Below are 20428 nucleotides of genomic sequence, written 5' to 3'. Positions count from 1 at the left end.
GTTAAAAGTTAAGCCCAATACCACCCTGTAAGGCGTGGTTGTCGGCCGTATAAGTATAAGCGCCGAACATATAGACGAACGGGAACGGTTTTACATTTACGCCCGCCGTATAGCGCACAGCGCCGTCCGAGGTGGAGCGTTCTTCGCCCAGGTTGCGGGTTTTCAGTTCGCCATAGTCGTAGCCTACGCCCACATACGGAGTAAAGAACAGCACGCTCATAGAAGCCACGGCGGAAGCGGAATAGTGGTCCGTGGTGTACCAGTCGGTCTTGCCGCGGTCATAAAAGCCCGCCAAGGACAGGTGAATCGTATCAAACAAATCGTAGTTGTATTTTAAACCGCCGCCCAAGGATTGAAAGCCGTTCATATCCGTGCCGCGCACTACAACACCCAAGTCCAGCACCGGGATTTTGGTTTCCGCGGTAATAAAGCCGACATACAGGTAATCGTCAGACGTAATATTGTTCTTGTCGGAGGGTTTAACGGCGCTTAACGTAGCACCGATGTCAAAACCCGGGAAGGTGGTGCCTCTGCCGGTGTGAAAATCGGCCACGCCAATCATAGCGTTAATGTCTTTGTTATAGGCGGACAAGTCGGACGAGGCGGAATAATGCGCGCGGAAATCGTCGGCAATATTAGTGGCGGAAGCATAACCCGCCAAGGTGAAAAAAGCGAACAAAAGGGCTACAAGTTTCTTCATAGTTTTCTCCGTTGCGAAATTGCAAGATATATAATATGATAGAAAATGACGGGGGGATGTGCAACCCGTCCGGCGGATAAGGACAACGAGCCGACCGCCTAGGAGTGAACTATGGTAAGCGAATTAGCCGGAACTCTGACAAAAGAAAGAATTGACGTAAACGCATTAAGAGAACAATTTTTTAACCCGAAAGGCACGCCCGTGCCCGTAAAGTTTGGTACTTCGGGGCATAGGGGCAGTTTAGGTACGGGTTTTTGCGCCTTGCACGCCCGCGCGATTGCGCAGGCGGTGGCGCGTATTCATCAGGAACAGCATATTACGGGGCCGATTTTGGTGGGGGGAGATACGCGCCTAATGTCGCGCGATACGGCCAATTTGTGCGCCGAGGTGCTTACGGGAAACGGGCTTACCGTTATTTTGCCTGATATGCCCTTGCCTACGCCTGTTTTTTCCTTTGAAATTATTAATGGCCGCGCGAGTGCTTCGTTAAACGGCACCGCCAGCCACAACCCGCCGCAGGATATGGGTTTAAAATACAACCCGTCTAACGGCGGGCCGGCGGATGCGGCGGTAACAGGCCAAATTGAAACGTACGCCAACTACTATATGGCGCATACGGACGAAATCAAATCCTTGGACCTTGCCCAGGCGCGCCAGCAGGGGCTTATCCGGCAGGCCGATTTGGTTACGCCCTATATTACGGCGCTTGCCAAATTTATTGATTTTAAAAAGATTGCCGCTTCCCCGCTTAAATTTGCTATTCATCCGCTGGGCGGAAGCAGTTTAGCGTTTTACGAAGCCATTAAGGAAAAATACCACTTGGACAATGTGGAAATTGTCAGCAAGGTGCAGGACCCGACCTTCTACTTTATCCCCATTGACCACGACGGCAAAATCCGTATGGACCCGTCGTCCAAATACCCGATGTCCCCGCTTATTAAACTGGTGGAGGACGGCACCTATGATTTTGCAGGCGCCAGCGACCCGGATGCGGACCGCTTCGGCTGTGCTACCCAAAAGGGCGGTTTAATTCCGCCGAACCACGTTTTGTGCGTAATGGCGGATTACTTGTACCGCCACCAAAAGGTGCGCGAAGCCTATTCCATTGGGCGGACCTTGGGCACGACATCGCTGCTAGACCGCATTGCGGCGGACCACGGGCTCAAATTAGACGAGGTAAATGTTGGCTTTAAATACTTTGTAGAGGGCATTGTAAAGCGCAAATATGTGCTGGCCGGAGAGGAAAGCGCGGGGATGTCCGTCAGCGGCTGGACGCCGGAAAAGGACGGCATTTTGGCCGTGTGCCTGTTAATGGAAATTACTGCCGTAGAGGGCGATATCGCCGCGTTATACGACGGGTTGACCGCCAAGTACGGCACGCCCTATTATACGCGTGTGGATATTCCGACTGATGAAGCCACCAAAAAGCGTGTAAAGGGCTTAAAGGCGGCGGATTTTGACACGCTCCAACAGGTGGCGGGCGAAAGGGTAACCCGCGTGCGCGATACGGACGGCATTAAAATTTATTTGCAGTCCTCGTGGTTGCTGGTGCGGCCTTCCGGCACGGAAAATATTTTAAAAATCTATGCCGAAACCTTTATCAGCCAAAAGCATTTGGACGAACTGATTAAACAGGCCCAACGGCTGTTGGCGTAAAAAGGATAACCTTGATAGAAGGAGCGGGCCCCAAAAGGCCCGCTCCTTTTGTTTTGGTAAAATAAAGTATATGATGAATTTTCTATATGTCGGTTTAGGCGGTTTTGTGGGCGCCTCCTTGCGCTATGGCGTAACGGTGTTGGGAGCCCTTTTATCGTGGCGCGGGCATTGGGCTACGCTGGCTGTTAATGTGCTGGGCAGTTTGGCAATCGGCTTTTTAGCCCCGTATTTTGAATCTTCTACCCACCCCGGGCGGCTGTTTTTGATAGTTGGCGTGCTGGGCGGGTTTACGACGTTTTCCTCTTTTTCGCTGGATACGCTTACGCTGTACCACAACCGGGAATTTATTTGGGCCGGGCTAAATGTGCTGCTGAATGTGGCGGTTTGTTTGGCGGCGGTGTGGGGCGGTTTTAAATTGCACCAAGTATTGTAAAAAATTTGCTTATAAAAAAGGCCCGCCCCCGGTAAGAGGCGGGCCCTTGCTATATATGTAAGGTTAAGCTCGGCGGTCCATTACGTAAAAACTGCCATTTTCGTGCTTTTTGGCCAGGCATTTTAGTTCGCTGCCGATATTGCTGACCATAGCAAACGAGGTAAGCGGTTTTTTGGTGTTGTGTACAATGCCGATACCAATGGAAAGGAAGTTGAATTTTTCCGTTTCGCCCTTGCGGTTGGTGGAAACCATATAGCCGTTGGTGCGGTCCTCGTCGTTGTAAAAGGACGGAGCGACAGCGTCGGTTTTGGAGGTGATTTCCTTAGCGATTGCTTCCGCCTTATCAAACGCGCAAACGACGATAAAATCGTCCCCGCCGATGTGCCCTACAAAAGAAGTGGGGTCTTGCATAGCGGCGGATACGATAATTTGCGACTCGGTTTTTAGCACGCGGTCCCCGGCTTCAAAGCCGTATTTATCGTTAAAGGATTTAAAATTGTTTAAATCGCAATACAGCACGGCAAAGGGGTGCCCGGCGGCGATGTCCTGCTCTACGCGCGCTTGGATAGACGGGTTGCCCGGCAGGCGCGTAAGCGGGTTGCAATCCATTTTTTGTTTGTTGCGCTTTAAGAGCAGTTTTACGCGCGCGACGATTTCGTCCTCATCGGCGGGTTTGGTTAAATAGTCGTCAATATCCAGCCCCAAGCCTTCCAGTTTGGTGGATTTGTCCGACACCGCGGTAAAGATAATAATCGGTGTGTGCAAATATCCCGTGCGGCTGCGGACCTCGCGCACTACGTCAAAGCCCGTCTTTTTGGGCATTTCGTAATCTAAAATCAACAAATCGGGGTTTTCTTTGTAGGTTTTATCAATGGCCTCTTGTCCGTCCTCGGCCTCAATTACGGTAAACCCGGCATTGGTTAAAATTTCCGAAACTAAAAAGCGGATAGCGTGCGAATCGTCCGCCAGTAAAATTTTTGCATTGTGTTCCATAGGGATATTTAATTAAATATTACCGTCCCGCGCAATACCCCCTTTTTCGTATAATGAGTATATGACCTACGCCATTTTATTTATCGGTTTGCTCCTGGTATTGGGGCATATATTTTCGTCTTTGTTTGAAAAAACGCGCCTGCCGGACGTGCTGCCCCTGATGGTGTTGGGGATGCTGATGGGGCCGGTGCTTCACTTGGTGGACCCGCAATCCTTTGGGCAGGCCGGGCAGATTTTTACCACCTTGGCGCTGATTGTGGTGCTGTTTAAAAGCGGACTTGAATTTAGGATTTTATCCTTGCGCGGCGCCGTAGGGCAAGGGCTTTTATTAACCACCGTTTGCTTTGCCTTGGTAACCTTGGTAATTGCTTTCTTGGCGCAGGAACTGTTGCAGGTGCCGCAAATTTACGCGTTTATCATTGGGGTAATTGTGGCGGATAACTCTACGGCCATTATTTCGCCCTTGCTTGCCAAATTACAAGTGTCAAAAACCGCCAAGACTATTTTGTTTTTAGAGGCCAATTTAACGGGTGTTTACTCCATTGTGCTGGCGATTGCGCTCTTGTCGGCGGCGTCGCACGGGGAAAAACTAACCGCTTCCTTGCTGGCGGCGGATGTGGTTAAATCCTTTGGTATCGGTATTATTTTTGCGTTGGCGGCGGGGGTATTTTGGATGAGTATTTTAAACCGCGTGCGCCGCTTGGAAAACGCCATTTCGCTTACGTTTGCGTTTGTACTGCTTGTGTATAGTGTCAGCGGTATTATCGGCGGGGATGGGGCGATTGCCACGCTGGCGTTTGGCGTGGTGGCGGGGAATATGCGCCTTATTAAGCGGCTTCGCCTGCCACGGCTGGACTTCCGCAATTTGCTTACACTAAACAACGGGGAAAAGGTGTTTTTTGAGGAAGTGGAGTTTATCTTTAAAACACTTTTCTTTGTGTATATGGGTATTTGTATGCGCGTGGGGCGGCTGGATTTAGTGGCTATCGGCTTTATTTTAACGGTTGCCAAATTTATCTTCCGTGCCCCGGTGGTAAATTATTGTTTGTCTAAAAATTTGTCGCGCGGGGATTGCTCCGCCGTACTGGCAATGTGCCCCAACGGGCTTGTCAGCGCGGTGTTGGCGGCGATGATAGCCTCCCAACTGCCCGAGGAGGACTCCGTGGTGCAGGACGTGATTTACGCGGTTATCTTTTTTAGCGTAATCGGTTCCAACCTGATGTCTTTCCGTATAGAAAAGGGCGGGCTTAAATGGTTACGTAATTCCCTCTTCCACCGGCACATAGAGCCGCAGGCGCAACCTTCGGCCGAAAACAAATAATTTTAAAACGCCCCGTAACAGGGGCGTTTTTACAAGGGTTTGTAAATAAAGGAGAGCAGATTTTGCCTAATGTGGTCGCGCCGCCAGGAAAAGAAATTGTCCTTATCACAGCAAGTGCAATAGTCGGGCGCGTGGATGTTTGGGGCGGTTAGCCCGGCCTTTTCCAGTTGCAGGCGGATTTCGGTAGTTAAATCTACAAAAATTTTGTTGTTTTGGGTTAGCACGCTTTGAGGCGAAAATTGGCAGGCGGTGTCTGCTTGTACTTCAAAACAACACTTTTGGATATGCGGCCCCAAATAAGCAAAAAGGGGGCCTTTGGCCCCGGATTGTTTGAGGGCTTCGGCGGTTTTGTAGGGCAACTGCTTCACGACGCCACGCCAGCCACAATGGGCAAGCGCAAAGAAATTGCCCGTTGTGTCCCATAAAAATAAAGGCACGCAGTCCGCCGTTAAAATAGCCGCACCCCAGCCCGGGCAGTTGGCAAGCAGCCACGCATCGGCCTCTTGCGCAGGCTTTTGGGCGAGGGCTTGTGCTTCGGCGGGGGAGGAGATAGAAATGATTTTGTCGCTGTGCGTTTGGTGGAAATGCAAAATCTTGTCCGCCGGGATACCCAATGCCTGATAAACGGGTGTTTGGGCGGCGGTTTCGCGCATATTTCCCGTGTGGCGCGGGAGCGTGCCCCCGCGTAAACCCGTTGCAAGCAGTTGGTTATCCGTGTAAATCTTCATAAGAGTTTTTTTAAATGCACGGTGGAAATTTTATCCGCCAGCAATGTTTGCGCCAATTTTTTAAAGCGTTGCGGGGCGTCGCTGGCGTAAACGGTTACGCGTCCCTTGCCCTTGGTTTCGGCTAAATGGTGCTTGTCCAAAAACACGCGCGCGGCTTCGGCCAAGGTGTCGGCGGAATCCACCAAGGTTACTTTTTCCCCTAAAATGTTGGCTAAAACTCCTTTTAATACCGGGTAATGCGTACAGCCCAAAATGACGGTGTCTGCCTTGCTGGCCTGCACCGGGGCCAAATATTCGCGCGCAATTAATTGCGCGGCGGGTTTATTTGTCCAGTTTTCCTCTACAAGCGGCACAAACAGCGGGCAGGCCTGCTGGATAATGTGGGCATTGGGTTTCTTTTTTAAAATGGCCTTGGGATAGGCCTTGCTTTTGACGGTTCCCTCGGTACCGAGTACGGCAATATGTCCGTTGCGGGTAACGCTTACGGCTTTGGCCGAGCCGGGCTCTATTACGCCCATAACGGGTACATCAAGTTGTTTTTTTAGTTCCCCTAACGCTTGGGCGGAGGCGGTATTGCAGGCCGCTACAATCAGTTTTACGTTTTGCTCCTGTAAAAAACGGCCTATCGCCAGCGACAGGCGCGTTACGGCTTCCTTGGATTTGGAGCCGTACGGGACATTGGCTGTATCGCCGAAATAAATCAAATCCTCGTGCGGCAGGGTGCGGCGCAGGGCGTCCAAAATCGTCAGCCCGCCCAGCCCGGAATCAAACACGCCAATCGCTTTTTTTGTCATACGGTTATTATAGTAATTATATATCGGTTGGAACAAAGGCCTTTCTTTGTGCTAGAATATCCTTATGCTGAAAAAGGCGTTGTTTTTATTAATGGTGGGCTTGTGCTTGGGCACAAGCGCCTTTGCCGCGCCCAATAACCAAAGCGCTCCGCTTTTGGTGGGGGGCAATTTTTCGTCGCACGCAACGCCGGCGCCCAATGCGGCTGTCTTCAATCAGGCCGCCCGCAATGCGGAAATTGCGCGTTTAAACGATTTGCTCCGCCAGCAGAACTTCCAAGAGGCTATCAAACGCGTAAACGATTTAACCGCCAAGAACTTTGTGGATAACCGCTTCCATTTGATTTTGGCGATTGCCTACGACGGCCTTGCCAAATACGACGACGTGATTTATTCCGCCGGACAGGCGATTGCCGTCGCCCCGCAGGACCCGCGCGCCTATATCTTGCGTGCCGGTGCCTATTTGCAACAGCAAAGTTACGAGCGCGCCCGCCTGGATGTGGATATGGCGTTAAAATTGAACCCCTCTTCCCGCTTGGCGCAAAAGTTACAACTGGAATTAAACGAAAAAACCGCTACCAAAACCGTGGATGATGTAACCACGCCAACGGCGGCCAAAAAGCCCGCCCCGCGCTGGGTAACGCTGTACTTTTTAGCGGTGTTTGTGGCGGTGTTGCTGTTTGTGTATTGGCGCTATGAAGATGTCTTCCGCCAGCCCAAAAACGCCTTTAACCGCCGCGAGGTGGACGTAAAAGAACAGTACGATTTTATCCGCCAAATCGGCGAAGGCGGTATGGGAAAGGTGTACGAGGCGTATGATAAGGTGTTAAAGCGCAAGGTGGCTATCAAGCGCGTACGCCCCGAACTGGTGCGCAGTTCGTATGTGCGCGAGCAATTTTTGTCCGAAGCGCGTATGGTGGCCCTGCTTCGCCACCCGTGCATTGTGGAAATTTACACGGTTATTGAGTCCGAAAGCGCGCTCTACCTGGTGTTTGAATATGTGGACGGGCAAACCTTGGAAACCCGCTTGGATATTGATGGACGCTTGCCCTTTTCCAAGGCCAAAAAGATTTTTGAATATGTCTGCCGCGGCTTGCACTATGCGCACTCGCAGGATATTATCCATTGCGATTTAAAGCCCGGCAACATTATGATTTTTGACGATGACAAAGCCAAGGTAATGGATTTCGGCGTTGCAAAAAAATCCGTGGACCACGAAACGGGCGCCCGCACCGTGGCCGGAACGCCTGCCTATATGGCGCCGGAACAACAGAAGGGCTTTATGCGCAAACAGAGCGATGTGTATTCCTTGGCGCTGTGCTTGTATGAAGCCTTGGTGGGACAAGTGCCGTGGACGGTAAAGGGCTTTGATATCGCCAACAAAAAGATTGTTCCCGTTTCCAAACTGGCGCCGGATATTCCGCCGGCGGTGGACCAGTTGCTGGAAGATGCGCTGAAAGAGGACCCCAAACAGCGTATCCAGTCCATTGACGAGTTTTGGAGCCGACTGGAAGCCATTGAGCCCCTGCCCGAAGACCCCGAACGGACACACTATTAATTTGTTTTTTACTAACAAAAAGCCCCGGATTTTCCCCCGGGGCTTTTCTCTGTACAAAAAACACCAACCCCCTGCAAAACCGCAAAAGTCCCTAATTTTTATGATGGCTTTGTGGCATTGTCATTTGCCGTCATCCCGTAGAGCCTTTATACGAAATATTGTCGTTATGATTGTTGTCATCCCGGAAGGTTTTTATCCGGGATCTGTCGTTGCAGTTGTTTTAGTTGTCATTCCCGAGTGTTGTAGTCGGGAATCTGTCGTGTGTTGTTGCCGTCATACTGAACTTGTTTCAGTATCCAGCGCAAGAGAGTCAAGGCTCGGCTGGACCCTGAAATAAATTCAGGGTGACGGCAAAAAATGTAGTTTTTGTCGTTGCTTTTCGGTCGTTTATTTTAAAGGGGTTGTTTCGTTTTTTTTTTGTTAAAATTTTGATAAATTGCGGTGGTCGTACCCGGATGTATCCGCTGTATAAAAACGCGTATAAAAGGCCGTTTTGCTCAAATATAAAGGCCTTAACGAGGAGAAAAAATGAAAGGATTTACTTCTATTTTGTCATTCCCGAATGTTGTAGTCGGGAATCTGTCGTTATTTAAAAAAGGTAACGATAACAACGGATCCCCGACTAAATTCCTCGGGGATGACAACTATAACAACAGATCCCGGATAAAAACCTTCCGGGATGACAACCAAAGAGGTATTTTTTCTTGTTGCCGTTTCGTTGGCTTGCGTCATTACAAAAAGAGTGTTGCACAAAATCAAAAGAGTGCGGACAAGTGGCAGCCCGCAGGGTGCCGCCTGCAAGGCACGGCAATGGCGGGTTTTACCCTCATAGAACTCCTTGTCGTCATCCTTATTATCGGTATATTGGCTTCGGTGGCGTGGCCGAATTATCAAATGGCGGTGGAGCGTAGCCGTGCGGCTTCGGCCCTAGCCTATGGGCGTGCGTTTCGGGACTCGGTGGACCGCTATTATATGGCTCATACGCGTATGCCCACCAGCGCGGAAGCCTTGGATATCGGCCTAAAAAACTGCCCGCCAAATTTTAACTGTGATTTCCAATACATTACGACCGGACGGCTGTATATTTCCCGTCAAAACGGGCCCTTTTGGTATCAACTGGTGGTGCGTGCCAACGCCTCGGACTGGACGACAATGCAGGGGACTATTTATTGCGCAGTCCAGACCACCAATGAAAAAGGCATACAACTCTGCCAAACGTGGGGCGAAAGCGACGCTTACAGCGACGGTTGGGTGCGCGTAAAAATAGAATAAAAAAGCCCCGGATGTTTGTCCGGGGCTTTTCTCTGTCTTATAAAACTATTTGAGCACTTTCTGCGCGGCGGTAAAAATATCTTCCAGCGCGCGGAAAATCGGTTTTTCGCCAAAGTGCGGTTCCCATTTGTAGCGGGCTAAGACGTCGCTCACCGCAAAGGCCGCCGCGCCCTGTACCTTGCGTTTGGCGCAAATAGCGTAAAACGCCGCGGTTTCCATTTCCACCGTCAAAACGGTTTCTTTTTGATAGTGCTTTACCTCGGCCTTGGTTTCGCGGAAGATAGCGTCCGTGGTCCAGTTGCGCCCGGTGTGGAAGTTTTTGCCGTCTGCTTCCAACTGCTTGGCAAGTTTGCTAAAAAGCGTTTTGGCGGGTTTTGCGGTTTCTTTATTGGTGTAGCAGGGGGAAGTGCCGTCGTCGCACAGGGCTTCGCCGGCGAGCACAATATCAGCCGGTTCCACTTCTTCTTGCAATGAGCCCGCAAGCCCGATAAATACAAATTCCTTTACGCCTAAGGCAATTAACACCTCTAACGCCATTGCCATACCCGGCGCGCCGGAACCGAAATTAGTTACATAGCACAAATTTTGCCCTTCCAAAACGTAAATATCGGCCTCGCAGTTGTATTTTTTATACTTGGCGTGGCTTTCCACATAGCGCGTTAAGGAGGAAATGGGGCACAAAATAGCCTTGCCCGGCAGTTTCAGCCCGGCGGCAACGTGATTGACATAACCGGCGGGGGTAGAGATTTCTTTTAGTGCGGCTTTTTTATTTTTAGGAAATAAGATAGTCATATTTTTGTAAAATTTTAGAGTTGTGCGTTTGCACACATATATACTATACAAAAAAGAGAGTATTTGTTTATGGAAAGTTTTACGCAGGGCATTGTCTGTTTAAACGCGTTCTTATGGGGTGCGCCGATGTTGCTTTTGATTGTGGGCATCAGTTTGTATTTTACCTGCAAGTTGCACTTTATCCAAAAACATTTATTTAGCGCGGTTTCTCTCTCTATCAAAAAAAGTCGCTCGGCGGGCGTTATCAGCAGTTTTGGGGCGCTGGTAGTGGCCTTGGCCGCTATGGTGGGCACGGGCAATATCGTGGGCGTCAGCGCGGCAGTTTCCACCGGCGGGCCGGGGGCTTTGTTTTGGATGATGCTTTCCGCCTTTTTGGCAATGGCTACCAAATATGCCGAATCGGTACTGGCCGTTAAATACCGCGAAAAAAACGAAGCGGGCGAATATGTGGGTGGCCCGATGTATGTGCTTAAAAACGGGCTTAATATGAAGAAGACCGCGCTTATTTTTGCGGCGGCTACGGCACTAATGGGCTTTGGCGATGCGCTTATTCAAACCAATTCCTTGGCGGCCATTTACGGCTCTGTTTTTAACGTGCCGGCCTTTGTAACTACGGCGGTGCTGGTAATTTTAACGGGCAGCGTGATTTTGGGCGGCGTGCGCAAGATTGCCGCCTTGTGCAAATGGCTGGTGCCCGGTATGGCAATTTTGTATATTTTGCTTTGCCTGACGGTTGTAATTTTGCATTGGGAAAAATTCCCGTGGGCGGTGGCCTGCATTTTTAAAAGCGCGTTTAGCGGCACGGCCTTGGTGGGCGGTGCGGTAGGCATTACGCTTAAAGAAGCGGTGCGCTACGGCGTGTCCCGCGGGGTACTGTCCAACGAGGCCGGAAGCGGTAGCGGCGCGATTGCCGCGGCGGCGGCCCAAACGCCTAACCCGGTGCGCCAAGGGCTTGTATCGGCCACGACGGTATTTTGGGATACCTTGGTTATTTGCTTGCTTTCCGGCGTAACGGTGGTAGTAGCGGGCGATTGGCAGAGCGGCACGTTGTTTGGCGCGCAACTGGCCCAGAGCGCCTTTGCCACCTTGCCGGGCGGGGCGTATTTCCTGCTGATGTCGCTTACGCTGTTTGCGTTTTCTACGCTGGTGGGGTGGAGTTATTACACGGCCAAATCGGCCCAGTTTTGCCTAGGGGTAAATGTGGAAAAGCCCGTATATGTGGTGTGGCTTTTAATGATGTGCTTGGGCGGCTTTTTAAGCCCCAAGTTGGTGTGGGAACTGGCCGATACGGCGATTGCCGTAATGTGCGTGCCCAATATTTTATCCCTGTGGTTGTTGCGCGGGGTGGTATTTAGCGAAACCAAAACTTATTTGGCGCAGGAGTTGGCCTTTGCCCGCAAATAGGACGGTAAAAAACTTTACAAGGCGGTTTGTAGGTGGTATCATTTAAATATATACCATCCGGCCAAGAGGCGTAAAATGCTTAAAAAATACGAAATCAAAGATAAAAAACTGCTGGAAACCGATTCTTCTTCCGCGCAGGTATTTTTATATACAAACCCGACGGTGGACGAACAGCGGTTTTTGGTGGAAACTTATCAGATTGACGAGCACACCTTGGCCTCTGCGCTGGACCCGGATGAATTGCCGCGCTTGGAGTTTGAGCCCGAACATATCGCAATGATTTACAAACGCCCCAAAAATTATTCCGGCAAGGACCAGTTGGAATTTAAGGTTGCTTCCGTCGGGATGTTTTTGTTTGAGGATAAGTTAATTGTGGTATTGGCGGAGGATATCCCGTTGTTTGTGGGCAAGCGGTTCCACTCGGTTTCGTCTATCAAAGAAGTATTTTTGAAATTGGTATATAACTCCATTTCCCACTATGTGGAACACCTGCGCATTATTCATATGATTTCGGAAGAAATTGAGGATAAAATCACCGAGTCCGTGGATAACACATACCTTTTGAACCTGTTTAGTTTGGTAAAAAGTTTGGTGTATTACGCCGAGGCTATTACCTCCAACGGCTTTGTGTTTGAAAAAACGCGCAACTTGTCTGCCCGCATCGGCTTTGACGAAAAAGACGAGGAAATGCTGGACGATATCATCGTAGAAAATATGCAATGCAAAACGCAGGCGGATATTTATTCCAACATTTTGGCGCAGTTGTTGGATGCCCGCGCTTCTATCGTAAACAACAATTTGAACCTGCTGATTAAAAAATTAAACGTAATTACCATTTGGATGATGGTGCCTACCTTTGTGGTAAGTGCTTACGGGATGAACGTGGCCTTGCCCTTGGCAAACCACCCGGACGCGTTTTGGATGCTGATGGGTATATGTTTGATTTTGGTGTGGCTGGTAATGATGTTCTGGCGGCACAAAAACTGGTAAGTTTTACACCATAAAAAAATCCCGGGGTTTTTTAGTCCCGGGATTTTTTTAGGCTGACAAATTTATTTTTCTACTTTAATGCCTCTAAACGCCCGGTAGAGCACGGCTAATAAGCCAAATACTACATAGAGCGAGAAGACAATGAAAATTACGTCCTGCGGAAAGCGGATCAGCATTACCACCAAAAACACAATCAGCAGTAACACCCACACGCTTAACCGTTTTTCGCGTTTGGCCTTAAAGGCGGCATACGGAATATTGGATACCATCAACAACGAAAGTACCAACATCGCAAACCACACAAAGTTATACAAGTGCGGCAAATACATCGCTAAAAAGTGGATGTTTCTTCCGCCCATATCGCCCAGCATAATGCTGTAAGAAATAGCAAACGAGGCCAAAATAGCCGCCGCAGCCGGAGTGGGCAAGCCGGAGAAATACTTTTTGGAGCCTTGGCCCGCATAAGCCATTGCGTTAAATTTGGCCAAGCGCAGTACGCCAAAGCAGGCATATACGCACGCAATCGGCGCGCCCCACAAGGGCTGCGTATGAAGCACAAAGAAATACATTAGTAACGCCGGAGCCGTGCAGAAGGAAACCGCATCGGCCAAGGAGTCCATTTCCACGCCAAAGTTGCTTTCCGCACCCAACAGGCGGGCTACGCGGCCGTCAAACATATCAAACACCATTGCGAACAAAATCAGCCATCCGGCGTGTGCAAAGTTGCCCTTGGACGCCGCCAAAATGGAGAAGAAGCCGCACGCCAAATTGCCCAGCGTAAAAAGCGAAGGGGCCGTCATAGCGCCGGTGTGTTTTAACTTTTCAACAACCTTGGTTTCTTTGTTTTCAGTCATAAAATCCTCTATTTCCACAACCCTAAAACGGTAATGCCGCCCTGCACCTTTTGGCCTTCCTTCACCAGTACGCGCACTTTTTCTTTGGGCAGATATACAGCCACTTGGGAGCCAAAACGTACCAGGCCCAAATGCCCGCCGATTTTAATATCCTGCTTGGTGTTTACCCAGCACTCAATGCGCCGCGCAATGGCACCCGTGATTTGTTCCACGTGGGCAAAGCGGGCGGTATCGCCGTCTTTAAAAATCTGGATTAGGTTGCGTTCGTTTTTGTCGGCACCCGGATTATTGGCAAACAAAAAAGTGCCTTTATTGTAAAAGATATCGCCGATTTTGCCGTTTACGGTAGCGCGTTGGACGTGTACGTCAAAGATAGACAGAAAAATGCGCACCACTACGGAGTTGGGGTCGTCTTCCGTTTTAATGGAAAGAACGGTACCGTCCGCCGGGCAGGCGATTTCATCATCGGCAAACACGGTTTCGCGCTTCGGATCGCGGAAGAAGAACGCGCAGAAGCACCCAATCAGCAAAAATAAAATGCCGAGCGTGCGGAAATCAAAAAACAAAAAGACCGCGGCCACAGCCACGGCGATTGCGAAAAATTTAAGCCCCAGGGGCAAAACGGTGCTGACCCAGCCAAAACATTTGGAAAGTGTACGGTTGATGTCTTCTAACATAGATTTTCGTACTGGTGGGTGTAATTAAATGGCAGGATTTTTAAGTGGGCAGGGGGGGACTTGAACCCCCACGACCTTGCGGTCAACAGATTTTAAGTCTGTCGCGTCTGCCATTCCGCCACCAGCCCTCTTATAGAATTATTTTAACAAAAAAATGCGCACTTGTACATTGTTTTATGTTGTCGCCCGGCATTTACTTGTCAAAGGTTTTAAGTCCGTTGTAAAATTTGCGGCAGAAGAGCGTTTTTACGCCTAATTTTTTTAGGGCTTCTTGCAACCCTCTGTCGTCGGTTACTGCTATTACGCGCTGGCCGCTTTGGCTTAAAAAGTCTGCGCGTTCGTAAATAATTTGGTCGGCGCTGTCCTCTTCCGAAAACGAAATATGTACGCCCCCGCGGTACAGCGGGCCAATGGGGCGGAAAGAGCCGTCAAAAATTACCTCGTACTGGTGCATAGCGTAATGCTCGTCTTGCGAGATGTCGGTTAAAAAGTCCAAAAAGTCCGCGGTTACTTCCTCTTCCGTGCGGGCAAATTCATATAAAAAACTGCGCACTAGGTTTAGCCCGTCAATCAAATACACAGTAGGTTTTGTGCTTACATACATAATAAGGTTGCCTTTCTTTGTCAAAATTGTTATAAGAAAATGATACAATATAATGCTAATTAACAGGAAGCGTTCTTTGACAATTTCCGTATTTTACGGGGGTGTAATAGATTCGACGGGTATCTGTTGCCGCCCGGGAGCAAGTGCCGGTTGGCCAGGCCGGCTAAAATAGGGCCACAAAAATAACTAACGACAATCAAGTCGCTTGGGCTAACGCTTAGTCCCACCGCGCCGCTGGTGTCTTCCATACGCTAGCGGATTGCGGTCAATATATGGAACGCTGCAAAGCAGGCGCGGTTCGTCCGGCTTTGCCTAAGACCAACGAACTAAACCGCAAACGTGCCGCCTTGCGCTTAGTTTGCGGTTAATTAAGCAAGGCTAAACTTGTAGTGCCCGGATGGAGAAGATGTTCGGACGGGGGTGCGAATCCCCCCACCTCCACTTTTTTGCTTTATTAAAAAGTGAAGTTTCAAAAAATTCCTTACTTTTTCTCATTGCAGAAAAAGTAAGCAAAAAGGCTAGCCGATAGTGGAGCATAAAATAAAATTTTAAAGGGCTGCCTGATAACTCGCCTAAACGGCTCGGACAAGTCAGGCATTTGCCACTCTTAAAATTTAATTTTATAGACGCTCCTAATATCGGCGGAAACGGCTTAAAAGGAAAAACAACCTTAACAACAAAAACGGAAATTGGAAGACATTATAGTTTTATTATTTTTAACGGGAGAAAGTATGGCATCTGAAATTAAGTTCGGCACCGACGGTTGGAGAGGCGTGATTGCTTGGGATTTTACGTTTGAAAATGTGCGCCGTATGGCACAGGCGTTGGCGGATTATATCAACGAAAACGCTCCGGGCGAGGAGGGCTCCAAGGCCCCTAAAATCTTTGTCGGGTACGACAGACGCTTTATGTCGGACTTGTTTGCCGCCGATATCGCCAGCATCTTTCGCGCTAACAAAATTGACGTTACCCTTTCTTCCACCCCTATTTCTACCCCGGTGGCCGCTTGTTTGAGTATGAGCAAATGCTGGATGAGCATTATGGTTACGGCCAGCCACAACCCGGCCAACTATAACGGCATTAAAATTAAACTCGCGGGCGGTTCGGCCCCGGCGCGCGTAACCAAAGAGGTAGAGGAACTGCTGGACCAAAATTCCGTTCTGCTCCTGTACGGACAAAAGGCCGACAAGAAGGATGTTACCGACGTCTATTTTAAATATGTAGCCAGCCACATTAACGCCAAAAAATTAAAAACCTTTAAAGGCAAAGTGGTAATGGATTATATGTACGGTGCGGCCGCGGGGTATTTGGAAAAGTTCCTGCCCGAAAAACAGGTAATTGCCTTACGCGCCGAGCACGACCCCACCTTTGGCGGCGGACAGCCCGAGCCGGTGGAAAAGAATTTGACCGAACTTAAAAAGACGGTTGTTGCCAAAAGGGCCGCCTTGGGCGTAGCCTTTGACGGCGACGGCGACCGTGTGGCCTTAATTGACGAAAAGGGCACCTATTTGACCCCGTGCGTGATTGCCTCCGTGCTGTGCGACTATTTTATTAAGCACAAAAAATTGGACGGCAAAATCGTGCAGACCGTTTCTATGGGCTACCTGTTAAAGCGTATTGCCCGCCAGCACGAAATGTTGTTTGAGGAAGTGGGCGTAGGCTTTAAAAATGTGGCCGAGCGTATGAATTTGGACGATGTGGCCTTTGGCGTGGAAGAATCGGGCGGATTTGCCTGGAAGGGCAACTTGCCGGACCGCGACGGTCTGACGGTGGCCTTGGCGTTTTTGGACATTATGGCCCAAACGGGCAAAAAAGCCAGCGAACTGTGCGCCGAGGTGGCCGCTGAATACGGCGCGTCCGTCTATATGCGCCGGGATTTGCCGTTAGCCAAACCCGTGGATAAGGCCGTAATGGCGGAAAAAATGCGCAAAAAACTGCCGAAAAAAATCAACGGTCAGCGCATTGCCGAAACGCTTACCTTTGACGGCTTAAAAATCATTTTTGAAAATGACGAGTGGCTGCTCCTGCGCCCGTCCGGCACGGAGCCGCTCTTGCGCGTGTATGCCGAAACGGCCACCAAAAAAGACACGCAGGCCTTGCTTGATTTCGGGGAAAAATTAATGGCCCCGTATGTAAAATAATATGTTAAAAATCGCATTAGTGGACGATTCTGTTATTTTGCGCTCCGCCATTAAAAATGTGCTGGAATCCTCCGGCTTTGAAGTGGCTTTTGAAGCGGGCGGTTCGGCGGAATTGTTTTCCAAACTGGAAGGAAGCGGCGTAGGGCTTATTTTGCTGGACGTGTTCTTTCCAACGGAAAACGGCTTGGATATTTTGGCAAAACTCAAAAAAATAGCCCCGCAGGTAAAAGTGCTGATTGTAACGGGGTTAAGACAAGATTCCATTTTGGAAGAGGCCGAGCGCTTGGGCGCAAATGGCGTGCTGTACAAGCCGTTTGACACGGACGATTTGCTGTCGGCCATAGACCGCGTAAGCCGTTCTTAGAGCCGTTTGTTAAATTTTACGCTAACAACTAATAACCCCCGGGGATTTTTCCCCGGGGTTTATTAGTTAATGAATTGGTACGCCTTCTCCACCAAACATTTTGCACCATTTTTCACTTTCATAACAAGCAATTCTTTTGGAGCCACTTTCGCAATCTTCCATTTCAAGCAAATATTTTCTGTCTACATTATTAAAATTAGCAGGAATTCCATCTACACGCGCCGCAATAGGTGTAAGCCCTGAACCACTGGCGCATCTATCCCCCCAATCAAGACTATTGTTATTATAACACCAATATTTATTACAGCAAACTTCACTATCACTATTTTTGTGGCAAGTAAAACCGTTTCCTAATTCTATTCCAAGTTCTTCATTTGTTTTGCTGTTACAGTCTTCCCCATTTGCAAGTGCACAGAGTTGGGCTTGCTTGTGCATATAATTTAACATTGTTATGGCTTCGGCGGCGCGGGCCTTTTCTACCGCTTTTTCGTACTGCGGAAGGGCAACGCTGGCTAAAATGCCGATAATCAGTACGACTACCAGTAATTCTATGAGCGTAAAGCCCGAGTGGTTTGTTTGCATAAGTTCTCCTCGTGCTCTGTTTTGGAAAAATAGGCAAACAAAAACGGCTGCTATATTTGCGCTAATCCTAGTAACCCAAATAATAACAGCCGTGGCCTTCTGCCATATAAAATATGGCAGAAAGCACTCAGCACGGAACAAACGGGTAATTAGGCCGTTTATTCCGTGCTTAAAACGACTGTTTTTGGACTAGGATTATGCCGCCGGTATCCCGGCAGCGCACCGTATTCTGCATACGGTTCCAAAAACAGATGCAAATTTTATCCTAAACATAACTGGTTTAGGGCAGTTTTACAACTAAAACTATTATAAAAACTTTTGCGCGCTTTGGCTAGTGTTATAACTTCATCCACTTAAATTCAAAAAATACTACCGCGCCGAAAACAATAACGGGTCCCCAGCCCGCAAGAAAGGGGTTGATATAGCCATTTTCGCCAATGGACGTAAACATAGACATCAGCCACCAAAACGTAAATGCAATCACCATAGAAGCGATAATGTTTACGATTTTGCTTTTGCGGCGTACGCTGATAGCAAAGGGCATCCCGAGCAGACACATAATTACCGTTACAAACGGTGTAGCCAAGCGGGATTGGCGCATTGTTTCCGTGGCGTAGTGCGCAAGCCCGCTTTGTTTATAAAAATTGATACGTTTGGTTAAATCCCGTATGCTTAACAGTTTATCTTCCACTTTGTTGACGGACATTTCGTCCGGGCGGAGACTGACGGGGGAATTTGCCTGCTCAAAACGTTGTTCGGTGGTGTCCATTTCGTCCACAAAGGTGCGCTTAATGCCGTTAGAAAACAGCCAGTTTTTAGTGTCCTTATCCCACACCATTTGGTCGGCTACAATTTGGTCCGCAATGTCCCAGGCGTCGTTGTAAGAATCCAGCGAAACTTTTGTCATAGTGCCCTTCTTCAAATCCACCTCTTTGGCAAAGAGCATTTGCGTAGGGGAAACCTTTATCACTACGTCATATTCAGTGTCTGGGTTGAAATTGTCCGAAGGGCTGATGCGCGTGTAGTAAATTTTGTCGGCTTTTAGGTTGAGGGGCGGTACGACGAACTCTTGCATAAACATAGTGCCCGCCACCACAATTAAAATACACATAATAACGGGTTTAAACAGTTGGCGCGGGGCAAAGCCGCCCGCCACGCAGGCCGTCCACTCTCCGTTGGAAACCATTTCGGAAATGACGGAAATCGCCCCCAGCAGGCAGGCCACGGGCATAATGGTTGTCAGCCAGTTGGGGAAGGTCGCCAGCGAGTAGGAAAGCAAATCCAAAATAGTGGTGGTGCCGTTGCTCAAATTCTTCATTTTTTCAAAGGTGTCGCCCAGTACCACCAGCGTGGTAAACACGCCCAGTGCAAAGAAGAACGGCCCCCAAAACTTTTTGGCAATATAATTGTAAATACGCATTAAATATTTAACCTCTTCTTCCATAGGTAATAGGCCGCGCCTATGCCCGCAAAGATAGGCAGCCACGGGCCGGGATAGGCCAAAAAGCCGTATTTTTTACCGAGCGAAAGGCCTAACGTCATTAACAGATAAAAGGAAAAAATGATAATTACGCTAAACAGCATCCCCCAGCCCTTGTTGGTGCGTTTGCCCAAAGAAAAGCCAATCGGGCAACTGACAAATAATAAAATAATGGGCGACAGGGCCAGCACATTGCGCATACTGATTTCGGTTTTGTATTCGTTGACGGTTTCCTCATCCAGCGGCATAGCGCGCAGGCGGCGCAAGAGTTTGGTGGTGCTCATTTCCCCTACGCGCAAACGGCGGGTTTGCGCCTTTAACAGGGAAATGCTCATTGTGTAATCGTCAAAATTGGCGGCAATAATAGACGATTGGTCCTTTTCGTCCAAGCGTTGCATTTGCCCGTCTTTTAGTTGCAGGCCGATAGCGGTGTCGGTCAAAATCACCTTGCCTGTGGCGGCGTTTACCTTGGTGGAAAGTGCGCCGCTGTCTGCCTTTTTAATCAGGTGAATCATATGCGCCACGTCGGTTTTGTTATCCAAATCCTCTAAATACAAATCCCACTCGCCCAGGTTCAAAAAGGTTTTGGGTTCCAAATTTACCTTGGTAATTTTACTGCGGGCTTCGTTGCGGCGGTTTAAAAATTGCTTATAACTGCGCGGGGTCAGCCAGTTGCCCATAATTACCAAAATGACAGATAAAATAACGGCGCAGAACAGAAGCGGGCGGACAATTTCCTTAAACGAAAACCCCGCCGCGCGCAGAGCAATCAGTTCGCCGTGTTCGCTCATATTGGTCAGCGTAAGCAAAATAGCGATTTGAAAGGCCATCGGTGCGCTTAAACAAAACACATCGGGCATAATGTTTAAAAGGGAAGACACTATCCACATAAAACTGGTGCCGTACGTCATAGCCATATCCAGCACGCGGATAAAGTGGTTCATAAAGATAACAAACGTCAAAATGCCCAGCACGCCGACAAAAAAGGTCAGCAGGCTTTTGGCGATGTATTTGGTAAAAATGCTGATGTGCATATATCTTATTCTAACAAAATATAACGTAAGCCGGGGGAGAAATTGGTCCAAAGT

Annotated in this window: 20 protein-coding genes, 1 tRNA gene and 1 other RNA gene; 10 read left to right on the top strand and 12 right to left on the bottom strand. The window is 49.1% G+C overall.

All coding sequences use genetic code 11. From position 1 onward, the window contains the following. Nucleotide 1: 1 nt before the first annotated feature. On the bottom strand, nt 2-700 hold the full coding sequence (locus ACR0QV_RS06300; protein WP_432635503.1) for a hypothetical protein: 699 nt from the start codon (nt 698-700) through the stop codon (nt 2-4). 111 nt (nt 701-811) lie between these two features. Between ACR0QV_RS06300 and ACR0QV_RS06295 the strand changes: the two genes are divergently transcribed. Beyond that, a complete protein-coding gene (locus tag ACR0QV_RS06295; protein WP_432635501.1) occupies nt 812-2356 on the top strand; it encodes a phosphoglucomutase in 1545 nt (514 codons plus the stop codon). Nucleotides 2357-2426: 70 nt separating this feature from the next. Beyond that, the gene (locus ACR0QV_RS06290) at nt 2427-2789 is read left to right on the top strand and encodes a fluoride efflux transporter FluC (RefSeq protein ID WP_432635499.1); all 363 of its coding nucleotides are present in this window, start codon (nt 2427-2429) and stop codon (nt 2787-2789) included. A gap of 63 nt (nt 2790-2852) precedes the next feature. On the opposite strand, the gene ACR0QV_RS06285 is transcribed toward ACR0QV_RS06290, so the two are convergent. Continuing rightward, complete coding sequence (locus ACR0QV_RS06285) at nt 2853-3782, bottom strand: GGDEF domain-containing response regulator (protein WP_432635497.1); 930 nt, start codon at nt 3780-3782, stop codon at nt 2853-2855. A 61-nt stretch (nt 3783-3843) separates the two neighbouring features. Between ACR0QV_RS06285 and ACR0QV_RS06280 the strand changes: the two genes are divergently transcribed. Next, the gene (locus ACR0QV_RS06280) at nt 3844-5103 is read left to right on the top strand and encodes a cation:proton antiporter domain-containing protein (protein WP_432635495.1); all 1260 of its coding nucleotides are present in this window, start codon (nt 3844-3846) and stop codon (nt 5101-5103) included. A 29-nt stretch (nt 5104-5132) separates the two neighbouring features. Here ACR0QV_RS06280 and ACR0QV_RS06275 read toward each other — a convergent pair whose 3' ends face one another. After that, nucleotides 5133-5831: a polyphenol oxidase family protein gene (locus ACR0QV_RS06275; RefSeq protein WP_432635493.1), complete on the bottom strand. Its 699-nt coding sequence runs from the start codon at nt 5829-5831 to the stop codon at nt 5133-5135. Next, on the bottom strand, nt 5828-6625 hold the full coding sequence (gene murI, locus ACR0QV_RS06270) for a glutamate racemase (protein ID WP_432635491.1): 798 nt from the start codon (nt 6623-6625) through the stop codon (nt 5828-5830). The genes ACR0QV_RS06275 and murI overlap by 4 nt, the downstream gene beginning before the upstream one ends. A 64-nt stretch (nt 6626-6689) precedes the next feature. Between murI and ACR0QV_RS06265 the strand changes: the two genes are divergently transcribed. Both ACR0QV_RS06265 and ACR0QV_RS06260 read left to right on the top strand, forming a co-directional pair. Then, the gene (locus tag ACR0QV_RS06265) at nt 6690-8180 is read left to right on the top strand and encodes a protein kinase domain-containing protein (RefSeq protein ID WP_432635489.1); all 1491 of its coding nucleotides are present in this window, start codon (nt 6690-6692) and stop codon (nt 8178-8180) included. 528 nt (nt 8181-8708) lie between these two features. Further along, entirely contained in the window at nt 8709-9452 is a 744-nt protein-coding gene (locus ACR0QV_RS06260; RefSeq protein ID WP_432635487.1) for a type IV pilin protein, read from the top strand. 45 nt (nt 9453-9497) lie between these two features. Here ACR0QV_RS06260 and ACR0QV_RS06255 read toward each other — a convergent pair whose 3' ends face one another. Then, nucleotides 9498-10244 (bottom strand): nucleoside phosphorylase, encoded by a 747-nt coding sequence (locus tag ACR0QV_RS06255; RefSeq protein ID WP_432635485.1) that lies wholly within the window; start codon nt 10242-10244, stop codon nt 9498-9500. Between the two features lie 69 nt (nt 10245-10313). Here ACR0QV_RS06255 and ACR0QV_RS06250 point away from each other — a divergent pair, with 69 nt between their 5' ends. Further along, nucleotides 10314-11648, top strand: coding sequence for an alanine/glycine:cation symporter family protein (locus ACR0QV_RS06250; protein WP_432635483.1), 1335 nt, complete (start codon nt 10314-10316; stop codon nt 11646-11648). A 75-nt stretch (nt 11649-11723) separates the two neighbouring features. Further along, nucleotides 11724-12638 (top strand): magnesium transporter CorA family protein, encoded by a 915-nt coding sequence (locus tag ACR0QV_RS06245; RefSeq protein WP_432635481.1) that lies wholly within the window; start codon nt 11724-11726, stop codon nt 12636-12638. Between the two features lie 62 nt (nt 12639-12700). Here the strand turns inward: ACR0QV_RS06245 and pssA are convergent, their stop codons facing one another. The 4 genes from pssA to ACR0QV_RS06225 all read right to left on the bottom strand — a co-directional run bounded on the left by pssA (nt 12701) and on the right by ACR0QV_RS06225 (nt 14773). Continuing rightward, nucleotides 12701-13492: a CDP-diacylglycerol--serine O-phosphatidyltransferase gene (gene pssA / locus ACR0QV_RS06240; RefSeq protein ID WP_432635479.1), complete on the bottom strand. Its 792-nt coding sequence runs from the start codon at nt 13490-13492 to the stop codon at nt 12701-12703. 8 nt (nt 13493-13500) lie between these two features. Beyond that, nucleotides 13501-14169: a phosphatidylserine decarboxylase gene (locus ACR0QV_RS06235; protein WP_432635477.1), complete on the bottom strand. Its 669-nt coding sequence runs from the start codon at nt 14167-14169 to the stop codon at nt 13501-13503. 45 nt (nt 14170-14214) lie between these two features. Next, a tRNA-Leu gene (locus tag ACR0QV_RS06230) sits at nt 14215-14297 on the bottom strand. A 65-nt stretch (nt 14298-14362) separates the two neighbouring features. Then, nucleotides 14363-14773 carry an NYN domain-containing protein gene (locus tag ACR0QV_RS06225; RefSeq protein WP_432635475.1) on the bottom strand — a complete coding sequence of 137 codons (411 nt, stop codon included), beginning with the start codon at nt 14771-14773 and terminating at the stop codon, nt 14363-14365. A gap of 97 nt (nt 14774-14870) precedes the next feature. Between ACR0QV_RS06225 and ssrA the strand changes: the two genes are divergently transcribed. The 3 genes from ssrA to ACR0QV_RS06210 all read left to right on the top strand — a co-directional run bounded on the left by ssrA (nt 14871) and on the right by ACR0QV_RS06210 (nt 17278). Continuing rightward, nucleotides 14871-15217: a transfer-messenger RNA gene (ssrA, locus tag ACR0QV_RS06220) on the top strand. A 287-nt stretch (nt 15218-15504) separates the two neighbouring features. Then, nucleotides 15505-16914 carry a phosphoglucomutase/phosphomannomutase family protein gene (locus ACR0QV_RS06215; RefSeq protein ID WP_432635473.1) on the top strand — a complete coding sequence of 470 codons (1410 nt, stop codon included), beginning with the start codon at nt 15505-15507 and terminating at the stop codon, nt 16912-16914. A 1-nt stretch (nt 16915) separates the two neighbouring features. After that, nucleotides 16916-17278 (top strand): response regulator, encoded by a 363-nt coding sequence (locus ACR0QV_RS06210; RefSeq protein ID WP_432635471.1) that lies wholly within the window; start codon nt 16916-16918, stop codon nt 17276-17278. A gap of 66 nt (nt 17279-17344) precedes the next feature. Here ACR0QV_RS06210 and ACR0QV_RS06205 read toward each other — a convergent pair whose 3' ends face one another. From ACR0QV_RS06205 to ACR0QV_RS06195, 3 genes are all read right to left on the bottom strand, one after another. Continuing rightward, complete coding sequence (locus tag ACR0QV_RS06205; RefSeq protein ID WP_432635469.1) at nt 17345-17860, bottom strand: pilin; 516 nt, start codon at nt 17858-17860, stop codon at nt 17345-17347. A gap of 337 nt (nt 17861-18197) precedes the next feature. Then, nucleotides 18198-19304: an LptF/LptG family permease gene (locus ACR0QV_RS06200; RefSeq protein WP_432635467.1), complete on the bottom strand. Its 1107-nt coding sequence runs from the start codon at nt 19302-19304 to the stop codon at nt 18198-18200. Then, nucleotides 19280-20374, bottom strand: a complete 1095-nt coding sequence (locus ACR0QV_RS06195; protein WP_428059892.1) for an LptF/LptG family permease — start codon at nt 20372-20374, stop codon at nt 19280-19282. Before ACR0QV_RS06195 ends, ACR0QV_RS06200 begins: the two co-directional genes overlap by 25 nt. Nucleotides 20375-20428: the final 54 nt, after the last annotated feature.

The organism is Candidatus Avelusimicrobium sp. (assembly GCF_050873505.1).
GTDB lineage: Bacteria > Elusimicrobiota > Elusimicrobia > Elusimicrobiales > Elusimicrobiaceae > Avelusimicrobium.
This window is presented reverse-complemented; position numbering and strand designations above follow the sequence as displayed.

Excerpts from the sequence above, each read along its gene's own strand:
- ACR0QV_RS06275 (WP_432635493.1), bottom strand. The coding sequence starts at position 5,831 with ATGAAGATTTACACGGATAACCAACTGCTTGCAACGGGTTTACGCGGG.
- murI (WP_432635491.1), bottom strand. The coding sequence starts at position 6,625 with ATGACAAAAAAAGCGATTGGCGTGTTTGATTCCGGGCTGGGCGGGCTG.
- ACR0QV_RS06260 (WP_432635487.1), top strand. The coding sequence starts at position 8,709 with ATGAAAGGATTTACTTCTATTTTGTCATTCCCGAATGTTGTAGTCGGG.
- pssA (WP_432635479.1), bottom strand. The coding sequence starts at position 13,492 with ATGACTGAAAACAAAGAAACCAAGGTTGTTGAAAAGTTAAAACACACC.
- ACR0QV_RS06290 (WP_432635499.1), top strand. The coding sequence starts at position 2,427 with ATGATGAATTTTCTATATGTCGGTTTAGGCGGTTTTGTGGGCGCCTCC.
- ACR0QV_RS06210 (WP_432635471.1), top strand. The coding sequence starts at position 16,916 with ATGTTAAAAATCGCATTAGTGGACGATTCTGTTATTTTGCGCTCCGCC.
- ACR0QV_RS06245 (WP_432635481.1), top strand. The coding sequence starts at position 11,724 with ATGCTTAAAAAATACGAAATCAAAGATAAAAAACTGCTGGAAACCGAT.
- ACR0QV_RS06295 (WP_432635501.1), top strand. The coding sequence starts at position 812 with ATGGTAAGCGAATTAGCCGGAACTCTGACAAAAGAAAGAATTGACGTA.
- ACR0QV_RS06265 (WP_432635489.1), top strand. The coding sequence starts at position 6,690 with ATGCTGAAAAAGGCGTTGTTTTTATTAATGGTGGGCTTGTGCTTGGGC.
- ACR0QV_RS06250 (WP_432635483.1), top strand. The coding sequence starts at position 10,314 with ATGGAAAGTTTTACGCAGGGCATTGTCTGTTTAAACGCGTTCTTATGG.
- ACR0QV_RS06300 (WP_432635503.1), bottom strand. The coding sequence starts at position 700 with ATGAAGAAACTTGTAGCCCTTTTGTTCGCTTTTTTCACCTTGGCGGGT.
- ACR0QV_RS06285 (WP_432635497.1), bottom strand. The coding sequence starts at position 3,782 with ATGGAACACAATGCAAAAATTTTACTGGCGGACGATTCGCACGCTATC.
- ACR0QV_RS06195 (WP_428059892.1), bottom strand. The coding sequence starts at position 20,374 with ATGCACATCAGCATTTTTACCAAATACATCGCCAAAAGCCTGCTGACC.
- ACR0QV_RS06200 (WP_432635467.1), bottom strand. The coding sequence starts at position 19,304 with ATGGAAGAAGAGGTTAAATATTTAATGCGTATTTACAATTATATTGCC.
- ACR0QV_RS06235 (WP_432635477.1), bottom strand. The coding sequence starts at position 14,169 with ATGTTAGAAGACATCAACCGTACACTTTCCAAATGTTTTGGCTGGGTC.
- ACR0QV_RS06215 (WP_432635473.1), top strand. The coding sequence starts at position 15,505 with ATGGCATCTGAAATTAAGTTCGGCACCGACGGTTGGAGAGGCGTGATT.
- ACR0QV_RS06280 (WP_432635495.1), top strand. The coding sequence starts at position 3,844 with ATGACCTACGCCATTTTATTTATCGGTTTGCTCCTGGTATTGGGGCAT.
- ACR0QV_RS06205 (WP_432635469.1), bottom strand. The coding sequence starts at position 17,860 with ATGCAAACAAACCACTCGGGCTTTACGCTCATAGAATTACTGGTAGTC.
- ACR0QV_RS06225 (WP_432635475.1), bottom strand. The coding sequence starts at position 14,773 with ATGTATGTAAGCACAAAACCTACTGTGTATTTGATTGACGGGCTAAAC.
- ACR0QV_RS06255 (WP_432635485.1), bottom strand. The coding sequence starts at position 10,244 with ATGACTATCTTATTTCCTAAAAATAAAAAAGCCGCACTAAAAGAAATC.